This is a genomic window from Bacillus cereus group sp. MYBK220-1 (assembly GCF_051916445.1).
GTDB lineage: Bacteria > Bacillota > Bacilli > Bacillales > Bacillaceae_G > Bacillus_A > Bacillus_A cereus.
This window is the reverse complement of record NZ_JBQAGQ010000003.1, coordinates 382865-399389: the sequence shown is the minus strand read 5'-3', so window position 1 is coordinate 399389 and position 16525 is coordinate 382865. Positions and strand designations below refer to the sequence as shown.

Here is a 16525-nt window from a genome sequence, read left to right as displayed (position 1 = left end):
CTATGTTTCAAAAAGCATTATGGGTGCATACCTACAAACAAAGTAAATATATTGTTTGGCTATTTTGGTTAGTAAGTTTTTATGTACTATCATATAAATACTATTTAGCAGCTGCCGAGCAATTAAAATATTTTCATGAACATAATGAATGGAAATATATATACCGATACTATTATCAACTTTCACTTCCCGATGCTATCATGGTTCAAGGAGGACTCCTTATTATATTAGCCTGCATTCTTATTGGATGGGAACGTCAAAATCAATCCAGTGACATTTTATGGTCTATGCCATTTAAACGAAAACATCTCTTCATAACGAAATGGCTTTTTGGTGTGTGTAATATTGTAGCTATCGTTATACTAAATTGGGGACTTTTTGCTATTATGAAAAAGACAACCTTTCATAATAAGTATCAAATATTTTCACCATTTCATACTTACTTCTTGTACATGGTTATCATCTTAATTGCTATCTATACACTTGCATTATGCATAGGAACAATTGCTGGTAATATGATTTCACAAGGATTCTTCAGTGTTGCTATACTTGGATTCCCTTTTATTTTGCCGACTCTAATTGCCGGAGCTATTTCTATTCATACGGTTGGACTTACTTCCAATCATACCGTCTATACGGAGGAAAATGTAGATCGTTACGGTTCAGTAATAGAAAAAATGAGTATTTTAGCGCCCGTTCGTGGATTTAATATTAATTTTAATTACGATCCTCAACGTGCTTATACTGATCAACAAGGCGTACGTCATGATGAACCTAATTTTACGTATATTCCTTCAGCAACAAAACTTACCGGTCCAATTGCAAATATACTTATTCTATTCCCTTTAGGAATGTACTTATATACAAGATCACCTAATGAACAAAACGGAAACTTTCTATTATACCCGAAGCTTAAAACACTATGTATGATATGTTGTGTAATCTTTATTGGAATGTTTGGAGGAATGGCAGCGGGCGGAAGTCGTTCTATCTTAAATTATTATATTGGTTTTATAGGGACCAGTACGATAGTCTACCTACTATTATCTCGCTTATTAAAATTAAAATTTTCTTGGCGTGTGAAATAACCTCCTTTAAAAGGAGGTTATTTCACATTCTCTCTCCTATCCCCATACACCATCTCTTCTTTCATCCCAAATCCATCACCATTTTGCACAATTTGCTCTGTCGGGGCAACTACACTTTCGGCAATTTTCCATTCCCCACGCTCTTTTACGAATACTTGTAGAAAATAGTTCATGCCATCTAATTGATATGCATTTTCTTTTTTTACATTATAGTGAATCGCAATGTAGTACACTTGAATATTTTCTTTTCCTATTTTTGATACGTATTGCGATAGTCTCGGTATATAGAGTGCTGCTTTCTGAAAAGATAGTTGCTTCGCTTTAACAAGCGATGAACTTGTTACATTACGTAATGTGTCCTGATTACGAATATTATCGCTATGGTGGAATAATACTGCGTTTTGCATAGAACGAACCCATAATTTCGAATATAAAACTGTATTATCATTTTCAATGTACTTCACTTCTTTTCGCACCACTTGGATAGGCGTATTTGCGTACGTGAATGTTTGAAAACAGAAAAAACCACCAAATAAAATGGTAAGTGCAGCAATATATTTCATAATCTTTCCTCCGATCTTTTAATTAAAGTATCGGAGTTTCAAAATATTTTTATTCAAAAGAAAAAGGATAGGAATGCTTTCGCTTCCTATCCTCATTTATTATAATACGCGGCCAAATAGTTCTAAGACCATTTCTATTTCTTGGTCGCTCCAACCTTTAAATCTCTCTTTATAATATTCTTTACGCACAGCTTCAAGTTTTTCAGTTACTTCTCTTCCGTGCTCTGTAATTTCTAAGTACACGATTCGACGATCTGAATTAGAACGTTTTCTTTCTACTAATCCTTTTCGTACGAGACGATCTGTAACAGCTGTAATATGACTGGAGGTTACGTTTACTTCACTCGCAATTTGCGAAGCCATCTGTGGACTCTTTAAAAATAACGCACGTAATACAGAAAATTCATTATATGGCATATGTTCTGCAAAACGTGTATTAATATCATTTTGTAATAAACGTATCATTTTTCGAAATGATGCAGATAAATCTAAAATCAGTGTTTCTCTTTTTTCGTTCAATAGCCTCGTCCCTTTTTTATCATATTTACACATATTATAATCTATAAATACCTATGTTGTATATGCTTTCTTTCCTCAACATTCTCATTTATGTAACTTTTTTCATATAAATTTCTTTTTTGTTCACACATATACATATAAAAAGGATGGTGATGGAAAATGCAGGGTGGAATGAATCCTTATTTACACAACGTACGCACAGCTAATACTGGTAAAGAAGCTACTATTACTGTACAAGGGGAAGGCGTCGTTAAAGCAAAACCGAATGTTGTTATATTAACGCTTGGCATTCGAACAGATGATAAAAATGTAAAACAGGCTCAAGAAGAAAATGCAGTGCAATCCAAACAATTGCTGGATGCACTTAAACAGCTTGGTATTGCCGATAAAGATATAGAAACGATTTCTTATACGATCACTCCTCAATACGAATATGTAAATGATAAAGCATTGCTACAAGGATACCGCGTGGAGCATTTGTATGAAATTACCGTTTTAAATGTACAAAAAGCTGGGGAAGTATATGATATAGCCGTTTCAAATGGTGCAAATGTAGCAAAAGGTTTACGTTTCCGAGTATCTCATCCAAATAAATATTATGAGCAAGCTCTCATTCAAGCTCTGCACCAAGCAGTAGAAAAAGCTCGTGCTATTGCGAGTACATATAATTTAAATATTAATCCTGTTCCCCTCTCATTCGTTGAAGAATCTGCCCAATTACCAAGGGAGGTTACGTCTTATGCTACTTTACATGCACAAGCAGCCCCGCCTATTCAATCGGGTGAATTAGAAATCATTTCATCCATACGGGCTATTTTTACGTATTTATAACGAATTCTCTTTACAAGTAAACGTTATCATTTTACTTGTTGTAAAAACATGATGTTCTGATATAATAAAGAACGGTGAGCTCTTACAAAAGAGATATCACGGGTGGGAGAGGGATATGAAAAAGAAGGTTTAACATGAAAGGAATACTTGAAAGAACATTTAAATTAGGTTTACACGAAACATCACCAAAACAAGAAGTTTTAGCTGGAGTTACGTCATTTTTCACAATCGTATATATTATGATTGTAAATGCGTCAATCTTATCAGATGCTGGCATTCCTCTTGAAGCTGGAATTTTAGCAACTGTTTTTAGTTCATTTGTCGGATGTCTACTCATGGCATTTTGGGCAAATGCACCTGCTATTCTTGTCCCGGGTATGGGTGTAAATGCATTCTTCACGTACACAGCTGTGCATACGCTTGGACTAACTTGGCAAGAAGCATTGGCTGCTGTCTTTATCTCTGGTATTATTTTTGCAATTGCCGCTTTTACACCAATCGCTCGCGTGCTATCAATATCAATTCCAAAGTCATTAAAGGAAGCGATTACTGTCGGCATCGGATTATTTTTAGCGTTTATCGGATTGCAAAAAGGTGGTTTAGTCGTTTCGAACCCAAATACTGCTGTGGCAATGGGGAAATTAAGTAATCCTGTCGTTCTTGCGACATTACTTACTCTTATCATTGCACTTGTATTATTTATTCGTAACGTACGTGGAAACTTTTTATGGACGATTGCAATAGGAACTGGTATCGCATGGTTATTTGGTCTTGTGGATACGAGTCAAGTGGGAAATAGTTCATTCTCATTCGCTAATTACGGTGATGTGTTTGGAGCTATGTCATTTGGGAAACTTTCTTCCTTACCGTTTTGGATTGCAACATTCTCTTTAAGCATGGTGCTTATCTTTGAGAACATGGGACTTCTGCACGGTTTATTAGAAGATGATCGTAAATTCCCACGTGCTTACCAAGCCAATGCAATTTCAGCAATGACATGTGGTCTATTTGGCACAAGTCCTACCGTTTCAACAGTAGAAAGTGCCGCAGGTATTACTGCAGGTGGTAAGACAGGTCTGACGTCTATCGTTACTGGGTTGCTATTCTTTGCATCACTGTTTGCTCTTCCATTTGTCAAATTAATTCCTGATAGTGCCATTGCACCAATCTTAATTATTATTGGCGGGCTGATGATTACAAGCATCCAACAAATTCCTCTGAATGACTTTTCAGAAGGATTTCCAGCATTCTTAATTATCGTTATGATCCCGCTCACATATAGTATCGCTGATGGCATTGCGTTCGGATTTATTGCTTACCCTATCTTAAAAGTTGCTCTTGGAAAGCGTAAAGAAGTCGCACCATCTATGTATATCATTACATGCTTATTCTTAGCTATGTTTGTATTACATGCTATTGGTTAAAAAAACACCGAGGAAATCCTCGGTGTTTTTTTACTTAAACCATCCTTTTTTATAAAACCAGGCCATCATTCCGCCGCCAATTAGTGCCATGATAAGTAGACAAATAAAATAACTATATTGTCCACCAAGCTCTGGCATATGCGTAAAGTTCATTCCATATACTCCCGCAATAAATGTTAATGGCATGAAAATAGTCGAGAATACAGTTAATGTTTTCATAATGTTATTCATATGATGTGAGTTTAATGAAAAATAACTATCCCGAATATCTGCTGTTAACTCTCGACTTGCCTCAATCATTTCTGTTAGTTTAAGCAAATGATCATGTATATCTTTAAAGTAAATTTCATGATCGCTTATACCATAAAAACGAGTCGAATTTAAAATACGATATAATAAATCACGCATTGGAATGATTGTACGCCTTAGCTTTGATAAATCTGCACGTATATCAAATACCTCTTCTAATACGCTTCCTGCTGTCTCCCCGGTTAAATTATCATCAATTGCATTTAAATGATCCTCAATGTAATATACAGGCGCAAAATAGTCATCTACAATTTGGTCAATAATTGTATGAGCTACGTGTAAAGGACTATTTTTAATACGCTTCTTTTCTCCAAGTGTTTTCCATACTCTTTCGATTGCATTGTTATGAGAAAAGTGGAAAGAAACAATATAACGATCACTAATAAATAAATCGATTTCGTGCGGTTCTAGTCCATCTTCCCCAAATGCATGAAGAACTAAAAAGTTATATCCATCATAAAAATCAACTTTTGGCCTCTGTACGTATTCTATACAGTCTTCAATTGCAAGGGGATGGAACTTAAAATGGTCCTGCAGAATATATGTATACTCTTCTTTCGTTGGCTTATATAAATCTAGCCAATACCATACAATATGGTCTTTCTTTGTTTCTTCTAGAGAAACATCATATAATACTTCATTTGTTTTTGTTACTGCACAAATTCTAATCATAATTTCACCCATTATTATTATAAACAAAAAATAGTAAAAAAAGCCAAGGAGAAACCTCCTCAGCTTTTTTTATTACTTCGTTACGATACCGTGTACTAAAGTTGGTGCATCTACGTGTTCTTTAGAGATCTTCATGTTCTCATAAATTTTCGCTTTTACATCTTCAACATTTTCGCGGTTTGCGTAAATTGTAACGAGAGATTCACCTTGCTTCACGCTATCGCCTACTTTTTTGCGCAGCATTAGACCAACTGCTAAATCAATTTCAGACTCTTTCGTTGCACGTCCTGCTCCTAAAAGCATTGCTGCTGTTCCGATTTCGTCTGCAACGATTTCTGATACATATCCGTCTTCTTTCGCTTCCACTTCAATTTTAAATTGTGCTTGTGGCAATTTAGAAGGGTCATCAACAACAGATGCGTCACCGCCTTGCGCTGATAAGAACGTTTTAAATGATTCTAGCGCTTTTCCGTTGTTCATTACTTCAATTAGCTTTTCACGTGCATCTTCTAAAGATGAAGCTTGTCCAGCAAGGTACACCATTTGACTTCCAAGTGTTAAACATAGCTCTTCTAAATCTTTCGGCCCTTTACCTTGTAATGTATCAATTGCTTCTTGAACTTCTAATGCGTTACCGATAGCTTCACCGAGTGGTTGACTCATATCAGAAATAACTGCCATCGTATTACGACCAACGTTATTACCGATACGTACCATTGCTTCTGCTAAACGTTTTGCATCTTCATCCGTTTTCATAAATGCACCTGCTCCAGTTTTTACATCAAGAACAATTGCATCTGCACCAGCAGCAATTTTTTTACTCATAATCGAACTTGCAATAAGCGGAATTGAGTTTACTGTTGCTGTTACATCACGAAGTGCATATAGCTTTTTATCAGCAGGTGTTAAGTTACCACTTTGACCGATAACAGCGATTTTGTTTTCATTTACAAGACGCATGAATTCATCGTTTTCAATTTCCACATGGAATCCTGGAACTGCTTCTAATTTATCAATTGTACCACCAGTATGTCCTAAACCGCGTCCAGACATTTTCGCTACTGGTACATCTAAAGCAGCTACTAATGGACCTAATACAAGTGTCGTTGTATCACCAACACCACCTGTTGAATGCTTATCTACTTTTACACCTTCAATAGCCGATAAGTCGATTGTATCACCGCTATTTACCATTGCCATCGTTAAATCAGCACGCTCTTGATCGTTCATATCTTGGAAGAAAATTGCCATTGCAAGTGAACTTACTTGATAATCAGGAATATCACCATTCGTATATCCTTCAACAATAAAGTTAATTTCTTCTGTCGTTAATGCATGTCCGTCACGTTTTTTTGCAATTAGGTCCACCATTCTCATTGTGAAGTCACCCCTTCATTTGTTTTACGATTGCTTTTACTAATGCTAAGAAGTTAGCTTTAACACGTTCTGTCGTTTCAATTACTTCATCGTGATGAAGTGGTTGATCTAAAATACCAGCTGCCATATTTGAAATACAAGAAATACCTAATACTTTCATACCAGCATGACGCGCTACAATTACTTCAGGTACTGTTGACATACCAACTGCATCTCCGCCAAGTGTACGAAGCATACGAATTTCAGCAGGTGTTTCATATACAGGACCTGTCATTCCCACGTATACACCTTCTTGTACTTTAATATTTAAGTCTGCTGCAACTTGTTTCGCCATTTCGCGAAGTTCTACTGTATATGATGTAGACATATCAGGGAAACGTACGCCCATTTCAGAATCATTCGGTCCGATTAATGGATTCGTACCCATGAAGTTAATGTGGTCTGAAATTAACATAAGATCGCCTGGCTCAAATGATGTATTTACACCACCAGCTGCGTTTGTTACAACTACTGTTTCTACACCTAGTTCTTTCATAACACGAACTGGGAATGTTACTTTTTGCATGTCGTATCCTTCATAGAAGTGGAAACGTCCTTGCATTGCTACTACTGTTACACCTTGAAGTGTACCAAATACTAGTTGACCTGCATGGCCTTCTACAGTTGATACTGGGAATTCAGGGATTTCACTGTACGGTACTGTTACTGCGTTCTCAATTTCGTCTGCTAATACACCTAGTCCTGATCCAAGGATTAGTCCTACTTGTGGTGTCTCTTGAAATTTCTCTTTTAAGTATGAAGCTGATTTTGTAATAAGTTCACGATTCATTTGTTTATCCCCCTATTTCTTTAGCTCATTTAAGAAGCTTGTTCCGTATTCTGGCATTTTCACACCGAAGTTTTCTGCTACTGTTGCACCAATATCAGCAAATGTTTGACGAAGTGGTAACTCTTGTCCGCCTTCTTTCATGCTTGGGCTATATGCTAATAATGGTACATATTCACGTGTATGGTCAGTACCAGGGTGAATTGGATCATTACCGTGGTCTGCTGTAATTAATAATAGATCATCTTCTTTTAGTTTTGCGAATACTTCTGGAAGACGTGCATCATATTCTTGCAGAGCTTCTCCGTATCCTTGTGGATCACGGCGGTGGCCGAATAATGCATCAAAGTCAACTAAGTTTAAGAAGCTAAGACCTGTAAAGTCCATATTTAATGTATCTACAAGCTTATCCATTCCATCCATGTTAGACTTCGTACGAAGTGATTCCGTTACCCCTTCGCCATCATAAATATCAGAGATTTTACCGATAGCAATTACATCGTAGTCACTATCTTTTAATTCGTTCATTACTGTACGGCCGAATGGTTTTAATGCATAGTCATGACGATTTGGTGTACGTGTAAAGTTTCCAGGTTCACCAACGAATGGACGAGCAATAACACGACCTACCATGTATTTCTCATCTAATGTTAATTCACGTGCAATTTTACAGATTTTATATAACTCATCAAGTGGCACTACTTCTTCGTGTGCTGCAATTTGCAATACGCTATCAGCAGAAGTATAAACGATTAAAGAACCTGTTTCCATTTGCTCTTGACCAAGTTCATCAAGAATCTCAGTTCCAGAAGCTGGCTTATTACCGATAATTTTACGGCCTGTTTTTTCTTCTAATTCATCAAGTAATTCTTTCGGGAATCCTTCCGGGAACACTTGGAATGGTGTATCAATGTAAAGGCCCATGATTTCCCAGTGACCTGTCATTGTATCTTTACCAGTAGATTTCTCTTGCATTTTTGTGTAATATCCAAGTGGTTTCTCTACTTTAGAGATACCTTTCATTTCTCGAATGTTACCAAGACCTAATTTCACCATGTTAGGCATTTGTAACCCATTCATATGTTCAGCAATGTGACCAATTGTGTCAGATCCTAAATCACCAAATTGCTCAGCATCTGGTGCTTCACCGATTCCCACAGAGTCCATTACGACTAGGAATATACGTTTATATTTATTCATAACTGCGACCTCCTATAAGTTCAGTTCTACTTCTTGTAGTATGTTCAAAACGCTATAAAGTGAAACTGTTATCCAAAAGAATTCTCATTGTCAAACAGTACTTCTTTAAATCATTTTCTAACCTATTTCGTTTACTTGAAACGATTCAAAAACATTTCTAGTTTTTTCTAAGTCAGATGTCAGACATCTGATACTGATATCATAACATGTTTACGCTTTCTTTTTAATACATTTTCGTAGAATTTCTCATTTTCTTCACACTTCTATTGTAATCCATTCTGCAACGAAGTGCTAATTTTTTTATGATTTATTTCTTCATAAAAAATAAAAAGTAGCTCTAAAGAGCTACTTTTTATTTTACTTCTATTGTTTCCTCTTTATGTTCATGCAATTCGCCTTTTCTTACATGTACTTTCACTTTGTAAGCACCGTTCTCTTTGAAAGTATGTTTCGTTTCATACTCTCCTTTATTCCCTTCTTTCGCTGGAATAAATTCGTGTTTTTCAACACCATCTTTCCAAATCTCTAGTTGTACTTCAGCACCAGTTAGGGCTTCTTCTTTTTGTTTTAAATGAACTTTCATTGTAGATTCAGCATTTGCCTTTATGTCTCCAGCCATAAGATGGATCATTGTGTCACTTTTATGATCTCCATGTCCTGCACTGTGATCACTATTTTCTTTTTTCGCATCTTCTACTTTCGCATTTCCTACAGCAACTTTCACTTCTGGCATAACGTGCATTTCACGTGCATTTGTGTGAGCGATAATATGGTATACTCCATCCGTTTCGAATGTTTTCTCTACTGCATAAACACCTTTTCCTTTATGCTTACCATCTAACATCTCGTGCTTTTCGTCGCCATCTTTCCAAATTTCAAACTTTACATCATCGGCATCCGTTACTTTTTCTTTCCCTTGTGTAACAAGTGCTTGTACTTCTGTTTTTTCACCTGGTTTAATTTCTTTCGGATTTGTTTGGACTGCTACTTTTACAGCTTCAAGTTTCTGTTCTTTTTTCGGTTCTTCTTTGTTTGTATTACAGCCAGCCAACGCTAGCATCGCGATAAATAAAGTTATAATCAGTTTTTTCATCATCATTTCCTCCTTTATACTTTATTTAGTATAGATGAAATACATTGTAATATTCCAGTCTTCTGCTGAAAACAATATACGAAATGTTTGTGAAGTTTCTGTGAAACTGTCTTTCCCTCTTAATCTATGAAAAAAAGAGCATAGTAACTATGCTCTCGGATGAAACTGTTTATATACATCTTTTAATCTAGTTTTTGAAACGTGCGTATAGATTTGCGTCGTTGAAATATCTGCATGTCCAAGCATTTCTTGTACAGCACGTAAATCTGCTCCATTTTCTAATAAGTGCGTAGCAAACGAATGACGCAACGTATGAGGTGTAAGCTCTTTTTCAATGTTTGCTTCTTTCGCTAATCGTTTTAATATTTTCCAAAATCCTTGTCTTGATAATCGATTACCATGATGGTTTAAAAAGAGTGCATCTACTACTTTTTTCCCCATTAATTCTCTTCTTCCTTTTTCAATATACTTTTGAATCGCTTCCGTTGCTAAACTTCCTAGTGGAATAATTCTTTCTTTATTCCCTTTCCCTATGCAACGAACAAATCCCATCGTTAAATGTACATCTTCTAAATTGAGTGCAATCAATTCTGAAACACGAAGTCCTGTCGCATACAGTAACTCTAGCATCGCCTTATCACGAATACCAAAAGCACTTGTCATTTTTGGTGTTTGAAGTAACGCCTCTACTTCATCAACTGATAATACTTTTGGTAATTTCCGTTCCCCTTGTGGCGTTTCAATATGTACGGATGGGTCGTGTTCTACCGCTCGTTCACGAAGTAAAAATTGGTGGAACGAACGAATTGATGCGATATGACGCGCCAATGTTTTCGAAGATTTTCCGTTCTCTTTTAAATACTGCAAAAAGTTAACAATGTGTAAACGGGTCACTTCATGAAAAGTTTTCGTCTGTTCCACATTTTGCAAATACTTTACGTAGCTTTTTAAATCCCGTTCATACGATACTACTGTATTCTTTGCTAATCCTTTTTCGACAACCATATAATGAATAAAATCTTTTAATTGATCTTCCACTCTACACTACTCCCCATTTTCATAGAAAAACATCATTCTATTTACGAAAGCATCCTTTGCCGGTTCTTCATTCCCTGATACTTTTTCTACAGTCTCTTCTTTAGGTTTTTCATAACGATGATAGCTTTCATATTCTTCATTTATCCATAGTATAGCGAAATAAAACAAAATCGTACAACTTGTAAATAATAAAAATACTTTTATTCCATCAAAAGTTAATTTTAAAGCTCGGCGCATTGTAAATTCCTCCAAAATATAAGTTATTACAACATATGCCAAGCTTTCACCAATTTATACCTTATTCAAATAAAAAACCTCTTCCTAGATAAATAGGAAAAGGTTATTTTTCATCCGTTTCATTTTCTTGACAATTTTTACAAATCCCATGGAATGTTAAACGATGATCTTTCACCTTAAAGCTCCAGTCTCGTTCTACTTTCCTTTCCACTTCACCAAGTAAATCTTCTTGTATTTCTTGTACAGCACCACATTGTGTACAAATCAAATGATGGTGGAAACGCTGCGCACCTTCTTGGCGTAAGTCATAGCGTGAAACACCGTCTCCGAAGTTAATCTTATCGACAACTTTTAACTCAGATAATAGTTCTAAAGTTCGATAGACGGTTGCTAATCCGATCTCTGGCGACTTTTCTTTTACAAGGAGGTAAACATCTTCTGCGCTTAAATGATCTTCTTCATTTTCTAGCAGCACACGAACTGTTGCTTCACGTTGCGGTGTTAATTTGTAGCTCGCTGCATGTAATTGCTTCTTAATTCGTTCAATTCTTTCTTCCATTCGGTACTACTCCCTCCTCGCCACTCTTACACCATTATATCAGAAGAAGGGCTTCTGTCAAAAGAAAAAACAATAAAAACAAATTGATAATTATTCTCAAAAAGTATTTATTTTTTATTAATAGTCTCAACGACTTCTTTCATTAAAACTGGTGATGCGTAAGCCTCCACACTAGAAGCAAGTGCTAACACCACTCCAATTACGAGAAAGAAGCATGTATAACGGATTAATAATGGTAATAGTGGCTCGGTTATTTTTCTAATAAATTGATGCCTAATCATCCGTAAAGAAAAACTTGCAGCAATGGTTGTCATAACGAGAAAGACTGGAATGATAATTAAATTTTGTGGCAAAACAGATACAAATGCTAATAATAGTCCATTCCATCCATGCTGACTTACTAAAAAACCAACTGTAAATCCAACGACAACTCCTTTTACAAATAATAAAATAAAAATAAGTGGTAATCCAATAATTGAAATTCCTAAAATCCAAATAAATCCGATGTATTTTAATTGCGAAAAGTAACTTTCTTGAAACATTTCGCCCGCAATGGCAAATTCTCCTTTAGAGACTTGTCCAAAAAAACGTTGTAAATAAAATGATAAATCTTGTTTTTGATTGATTTGTAAACTATTCACGAGAATGGCTCCGAATATTACTCCCATCAATAATAAAACAGCGTTAAATATATATAATGAAGAGTTTTCCTGTATGTGAGACATTACACGGTCTTGCCAATTTTTTCGCCACATTTTTCTTCCCTCCGTTCACACTCTTATTAAAAATGTATGAAAGAAAGAAAAAAGTATGACGAATTAACATTGAAATTCCGCTCTACTTTGCTAAACTAAAAAGTAGAGAATAGGAGGGATTTCTCTTGAAACCATTATTATTAGATTTTCCAACATTATTTCAAACTGAACGCTTGCAAGTTCGTAAACCATTTCCAGGTGATGGTGCAGAAGTATATGAAGCAATCCAAGCTTCTCTAGAAGACTTAGTACCGTGGATACCAATTAACGCTGAAACAGAAGAGAGTGCTGAAGAAATTGTTCGCGAAGCTCACGGACTGTTTTTACTTCGTGAAACACTTGATTTTCACTTATACGATAAAGTATCTGGTACATTCATCGGAGCAATTACACTAAAGCCTGAAAACTGGGATATTCCAAAGTTTTCACTTCACTTCTGGCTACATAGTGCCTATACAAAACAAGGCTATATGACCGAAGCTGTTAAAGGTGCAATTCAGTTCGCCTTTGATAAACTAGGCGCTAGAAGAATTGAAATTCGTACTGATGCAACAAATATAAATGCATGTAGCTTAGCAGAACGTCTAGAATTCATTCTAGAAGGGACAATGGAAAATGATTTCCTAGCACCAGATGGTAGCTTACGTGATGCACGTGTATATGCAAAAATCAATTAAAAAACACTCGCCTTTGGCGAGTGTTTATTTTTGTAGTTGTAAATATTGTACTGCAAACATCGTCTTCGCATCATGAATACGAAGATCTTTCATAAGAGTAATCGCTTCTTCTAACGATACTTCCATTAATTCCACAAACTCATCTTCATCTAACTCAGCTTTATTTTCTTTTCTTGTCAAACCTGTCGCTTTATATACATATAAAATTTCATCTGCGAATCCTGGAGATGTATAGAAAGAAGTAATGAGCTCCATATTTTCACATACATATCCTGTTTCCTCTTCTAATTCACGAACTGCTGTTACCTCAGGTTTTTCACCAGGTTCTAACTTGCCAGCCGGAATTTCTATAATCGCCTTTTCAAGTGCTTTACGATACTGCTCAACAAGCACAATTTTCCCCTCATCAGTAATAGCAATAATAGCAACTGCACCAGGGTGATTTACAATTTCACGTTTACTCATTGCTCCATTTGGTAATACTACATCATCAACACGAACTTTTATAACTCTACCATCAAAAATTGGCTCAGTTTTTACTGTTCTCTCTGCAAGATTACTCATACTACTTCATCTCCCTGTTCTATTTCCTATTCTTTCCTCATACATTTTACCACATTGAAAGGAGCGTGATAGAAATGAAAGTTTATATTTTACCAAATCGCGTCACTTTAGTCGGAAAAGCATGGCAAATTCGCCATAAGCTAAAGCAATATAGCAAAGAGTATACAACTGTACAAGAGTGGATTACAGCAAATAAAGTGAAACATTAATCATGCTTTTACGGGCAGTTAATGCGAAGCGGAAAGTAAACGTTTGTCAACCTCTTTTCCCTCTCGTACAATAAAGGTAAGGAGGTTGACCTATGAAAAAACGTCAATTAGGAAACTCAGATTTGTTTGTTACAGAAATGGGCCTTGGCTGTATGTCTCTCGGTACATCTGAAACAGAAGCTATGCATATTATCGATGAAGCGATCGATTTAGGAATTAATTTTTTTGATACAGCAGATTTATATGATTACGGATTAAATGAAGAATTTGTTGGAAAAGCCTTGAAGGGAAGAAGAGACCAAATTGTACTTACAACGAAGGTTGGAAATCGTTGGACAGAAGAAAAAAATGGCTGGTCTTGGGATCCTTCTAAAGCTTACATAAAGACTGAAGTAAAGGAAAGTTTACGTAGACTTCAAACTGATTATATTGACCTTTACCAACTTCATGGCGGAACAATTGAAGATCCAATAGATGAAACAATTGAAGCTTTTGAAGAATTGAAAAAGGAAGGTATTATTCGCCATTACGGTATTTCTTCTATACGCCCAAATGTCGTTCGTGAATATGCAAAACGCTCAAACATCGTTAGTGTACTAATGGAATATAACCTTTTAAATCGTCGTCCAGAAGAATGGTTCCCCCTTCTAAATGAACACCAAATTAGCGTCATTGCCCGCGGGCCACTTGCAAAAGGAATTTTAACTGACAATAATGCAAGAAAGATAGAAAGAGTAAAGGAAAAGGATTATCTCTCTTATTCTTACGATGAATTACATGCAACTCTAGCAAGTGTAAAAGAAATAATTGGAGAACGCTCTTTAACAGGAACAGCTATTCAATATTGCTTACATAATAAGACTGTTGCAGCTATTATACCTGGTGCAAGCTCTCTTCAACAATTACAGGAAAATATACGAGCTAGTCAACAGTTACCTTTAACGAAAGAAGAATATATACAACTTCAAAAGATTGTTAAATATGACACATATGCTTTGCATCGTTAAAAATATCGAATTACCGATAAAACAGAAGACTGTCTCCAGTATTAGGAGACAGTCTTTTTTATAACGTATCATATTTATCAGGATTCGTTCCTACATGTAAATCACGATTCAACGTGTTAATTTGACGTATCTCTTCTTCAGTTAGTGCAAAATCAAAAATAGTAAAGTTTTCTTTAATACGAGATGGTGTAACAGATTTAGGAATTGTAACAATCCCGCTTTGAATATCCCACCTTAATATAACTTGTGCAGGTGTTTTTTCATATTTGTTAGCAATAGCCTGAATGATTGGATGCTGGAATACTTCTCCGCCCCTCATTAACGGACTCCATGCTTCCATTTGAATTTGCTCATCTTGACAATAATTTCGCAACTCAAATTGCGTCAACATCGGATGAAGTTCCACTTGGTTTACCATCGGCTTCACTTTGCAATTTGGTAATAATAGTTCTAAATGATGTTTATGAAAATTAGAAACACCAATCGCACGCACTTTACCTTCTTCATACAATTTCTCTAAAGCTCGGTACGTATCAACATACTTCCCTCTTACCGGCCAATGTATTAAATATAAATCTACATAGTCCATTTGTAATTTTTTCAAACTCTTTTCAAACGCCTCGAGTGTCTCCTCATATCCTTGATCGTCGTTCCATACTTTTGTTGTAATAAATATATCTTCTCTTGGAATTCCTGATTCACGTATCGCCTCTCCGACACCGCTTTCATTTTCATATACAGTTGCTGTATCAATCGAACGGTATCCAACTTCTAACGCTGTTTTTACTGCTTGCTTTACTTCGTCTCCTTCTTTCGCTTTATATACGCCTAGACCAATCATCGGCATTTTCACGCCATTATGAAGTGTAGTTGTTGGAATATGCACAGTCGTCTCCCTTTCATTGTTACATTTTTTATAAGCCACAATTTTATTTCAACAAGATTCATCCCAAAAGTCAAAACATACGTACAGTTTACATAACACTTTTATATAGCTAAAAAATAGCGTGAACTCATTCATTCACGTTATTTTTTCTCCATTCTTTCGCTTTTTCATCCACATTGCGCACAAACTCATTTTTTCCTTCCGTATATAACGCGCCATCATATGTATACTTTTCGGCTAATTCTTTCTTTAAGGTTGCATATGCCTCTGCTTCTTCACAATGAGCCATCATATAATCACGAAATGCTAAATGCCTTACTATCTCTGGATTTCCTTTTTCAAACACGTGTAAATGATACGAGCGTTTTTCTTCAGTTCCATGAATAAAATATCGGCGTCTTGAAATACCATTTTCCCCTTTTACGATGTAACCAAGCTCTATAAATCGTTCATTCCACCCATCTACTCTTTCGATATTTTCTACTTCCATGATCATATCAATAATAGGTTTAGCTGCCAGTCCGGGAACTGACGTACTTCCAATATGATGAATTTTTACCGTTTCTGGCATCGCTGATTTTAATCTTTTAGCCTCCATTTGAAATTTTTCACTCCAATGGTTTTCATGTGGAACAACGACAATTTTTCTCATTCTAACTCCCCTTTTCTTACAAGCTCGTCAAAAAATGAT

At 35.8% G+C, this 16525-nt stretch carries 20 protein-coding genes; 6 read left to right on the top strand and 14 right to left on the bottom strand.

Annotated features, from left to right (window positions below; genetic code table 11):
* Positions 1–2 precede the first annotated feature (2 nt).
* Positions 3–1088, top strand: a complete 1086-nt coding sequence (locus tag ACTFRU_RS15820) for an ABC-2 transporter permease (RefSeq protein WP_025709108.1) — start codon at positions 3–5, stop codon at positions 1086–1088.
* 17 nt (positions 1089–1105) lie between these two features.
* On the opposite strand, the gene ACTFRU_RS15815 is transcribed toward ACTFRU_RS15820, so the two are convergent.
* Both ACTFRU_RS15815 and ACTFRU_RS15810 read right to left on the bottom strand, forming a co-directional pair.
* A complete protein-coding gene (locus tag ACTFRU_RS15815) occupies positions 1106–1651 on the bottom strand; it encodes a hypothetical protein (RefSeq protein ID WP_025709110.1) in 546 nt (181 codons plus the stop codon).
* Between the two features lie 99 nt (positions 1652–1750).
* Positions 1751–2170: a MarR family winged helix-turn-helix transcriptional regulator gene (locus tag ACTFRU_RS15810; protein WP_001003305.1), complete on the bottom strand. Its 420-nt coding sequence runs from the start codon at positions 2168–2170 to the stop codon at positions 1751–1753.
* Positions 2171–2329: 159 nt separating this feature from the next.
* On the opposite strand from ACTFRU_RS15810, the gene ACTFRU_RS15805 reads away from it, so the two are divergent.
* Together ACTFRU_RS15805 and ACTFRU_RS15800 are read left to right on the top strand one after the other, a co-directional pair.
* Positions 2330–3001 carry an SIMPL domain-containing protein gene (locus tag ACTFRU_RS15805; protein ID WP_001161448.1) on the top strand — a complete coding sequence of 224 codons (672 nt, stop codon included), beginning with the start codon at positions 2330–2332 and terminating at the stop codon, positions 2999–3001.
* A gap of 134 nt (positions 3002–3135) precedes the next feature.
* Positions 3136–4425, top strand: coding sequence for an NCS2 family permease (locus ACTFRU_RS15800; protein WP_000676238.1), 1290 nt, complete (start codon positions 3136–3138; stop codon positions 4423–4425).
* A 30-nt stretch (positions 4426–4455) separates the two neighbouring features.
* On the opposite strand, the gene corA is transcribed toward ACTFRU_RS15800, so the two are convergent.
* The 9 genes from corA to spoIIM all read right to left on the bottom strand — a co-directional run bounded on the left by corA (position 4456) and on the right by spoIIM (position 12461).
* Positions 4456–5418 carry a magnesium/cobalt transporter CorA gene (gene corA / locus ACTFRU_RS15795; RefSeq protein ID WP_025709112.1) on the bottom strand — a complete coding sequence of 321 codons (963 nt, stop codon included), beginning with the start codon at positions 5416–5418 and terminating at the stop codon, positions 4456–4458.
* A gap of 60 nt (positions 5419–5478) precedes the next feature.
* On the bottom strand, positions 5479–6783 hold the full coding sequence (locus ACTFRU_RS15790) for a pyrimidine-nucleoside phosphorylase (RefSeq protein WP_001243069.1): 1305 nt from the start codon (positions 6781–6783) through the stop codon (positions 5479–5481).
* A gap of 7 nt (positions 6784–6790) precedes the next feature.
* Positions 6791–7612, bottom strand: coding sequence for a purine-nucleoside phosphorylase (locus ACTFRU_RS15785; protein WP_001078446.1), 822 nt, complete (start codon positions 7610–7612; stop codon positions 6791–6793).
* A 12-nt stretch (positions 7613–7624) separates the two neighbouring features.
* On the bottom strand, positions 7625–8809 hold the full coding sequence (gene deoB / locus ACTFRU_RS15780) for a phosphopentomutase (RefSeq protein WP_001046079.1): 1185 nt from the start codon (positions 8807–8809) through the stop codon (positions 7625–7627).
* Between the two features lie 352 nt (positions 8810–9161).
* Positions 9162–9902, bottom strand: a complete 741-nt coding sequence (locus ACTFRU_RS15775; protein ID WP_000733456.1) for a FixH family protein — start codon at positions 9900–9902, stop codon at positions 9162–9164.
* A gap of 147 nt (positions 9903–10049) precedes the next feature.
* Positions 10050–10940 carry a site-specific tyrosine recombinase XerD gene (xerD, locus tag ACTFRU_RS15770; RefSeq protein WP_000390088.1) on the bottom strand — a complete coding sequence of 297 codons (891 nt, stop codon included), beginning with the start codon at positions 10938–10940 and terminating at the stop codon, positions 10050–10052.
* 6 nt (positions 10941–10946) lie between these two features.
* Positions 10947–11177, bottom strand: coding sequence for a YqzK family protein (locus ACTFRU_RS15765; RefSeq protein WP_001250432.1), 231 nt, complete (start codon positions 11175–11177; stop codon positions 10947–10949).
* A 103-nt stretch (positions 11178–11280) separates the two neighbouring features.
* Complete coding sequence (fur, locus tag ACTFRU_RS15760) at positions 11281–11736, bottom strand: ferric iron uptake transcriptional regulator (RefSeq protein WP_000392657.1); 456 nt, start codon at positions 11734–11736, stop codon at positions 11281–11283.
* Positions 11737–11843: 107 nt separating this feature from the next.
* Positions 11844–12461 carry a stage II sporulation protein M gene (gene spoIIM / locus ACTFRU_RS15755; protein ID WP_440037711.1) on the bottom strand — a complete coding sequence of 206 codons (618 nt, stop codon included), beginning with the start codon at positions 12459–12461 and terminating at the stop codon, positions 11844–11846.
* Between the two features lie 155 nt (positions 12462–12616).
* On the opposite strand from spoIIM, the gene ACTFRU_RS15750 reads away from it, so the two are divergent.
* Entirely contained in the window at positions 12617–13168 is a 552-nt protein-coding gene (locus tag ACTFRU_RS15750; protein ID WP_025709116.1) for a GNAT family N-acetyltransferase, read from the top strand.
* Positions 13169–13192: 24 nt separating this feature from the next.
* Here ACTFRU_RS15750 and ACTFRU_RS15745 read toward each other — a convergent pair whose 3' ends face one another.
* Positions 13193–13732 (bottom strand): NUDIX hydrolase, encoded by a 540-nt coding sequence (locus tag ACTFRU_RS15745; RefSeq protein ID WP_000067042.1) that lies wholly within the window; start codon positions 13730–13732, stop codon positions 13193–13195.
* 74 nt (positions 13733–13806) lie between these two features.
* On the opposite strand from ACTFRU_RS15745, the gene mciZ reads away from it, so the two are divergent.
* Together mciZ and ACTFRU_RS15735 are read left to right on the top strand one after the other, a co-directional pair.
* Positions 13807–13941 carry a Z-ring formation inhibitor MciZ gene (mciZ, locus tag ACTFRU_RS15740; RefSeq protein ID WP_000870302.1) on the top strand — a complete coding sequence of 45 codons (135 nt, stop codon included), beginning with the start codon at positions 13807–13809 and terminating at the stop codon, positions 13939–13941.
* A gap of 92 nt (positions 13942–14033) precedes the next feature.
* Positions 14034–14948 carry an aldo/keto reductase gene (locus ACTFRU_RS15735; RefSeq protein WP_044307304.1) on the top strand — a complete coding sequence of 305 codons (915 nt, stop codon included), beginning with the start codon at positions 14034–14036 and terminating at the stop codon, positions 14946–14948.
* Between the two features lie 58 nt (positions 14949–15006).
* Here ACTFRU_RS15735 and ACTFRU_RS15730 read toward each other — a convergent pair whose 3' ends face one another.
* Positions 15007–15834 carry an aldo/keto reductase gene (locus tag ACTFRU_RS15730; RefSeq protein ID WP_000547992.1) on the bottom strand — a complete coding sequence of 276 codons (828 nt, stop codon included), beginning with the start codon at positions 15832–15834 and terminating at the stop codon, positions 15007–15009.
* Positions 15835–15961: 127 nt separating this feature from the next.
* A complete protein-coding gene (locus ACTFRU_RS15725) occupies positions 15962–16486 on the bottom strand; it encodes a GrpB family protein (protein ID WP_001227186.1) in 525 nt (174 codons plus the stop codon).
* Positions 16487–16525 lie beyond the last annotated feature (39 nt).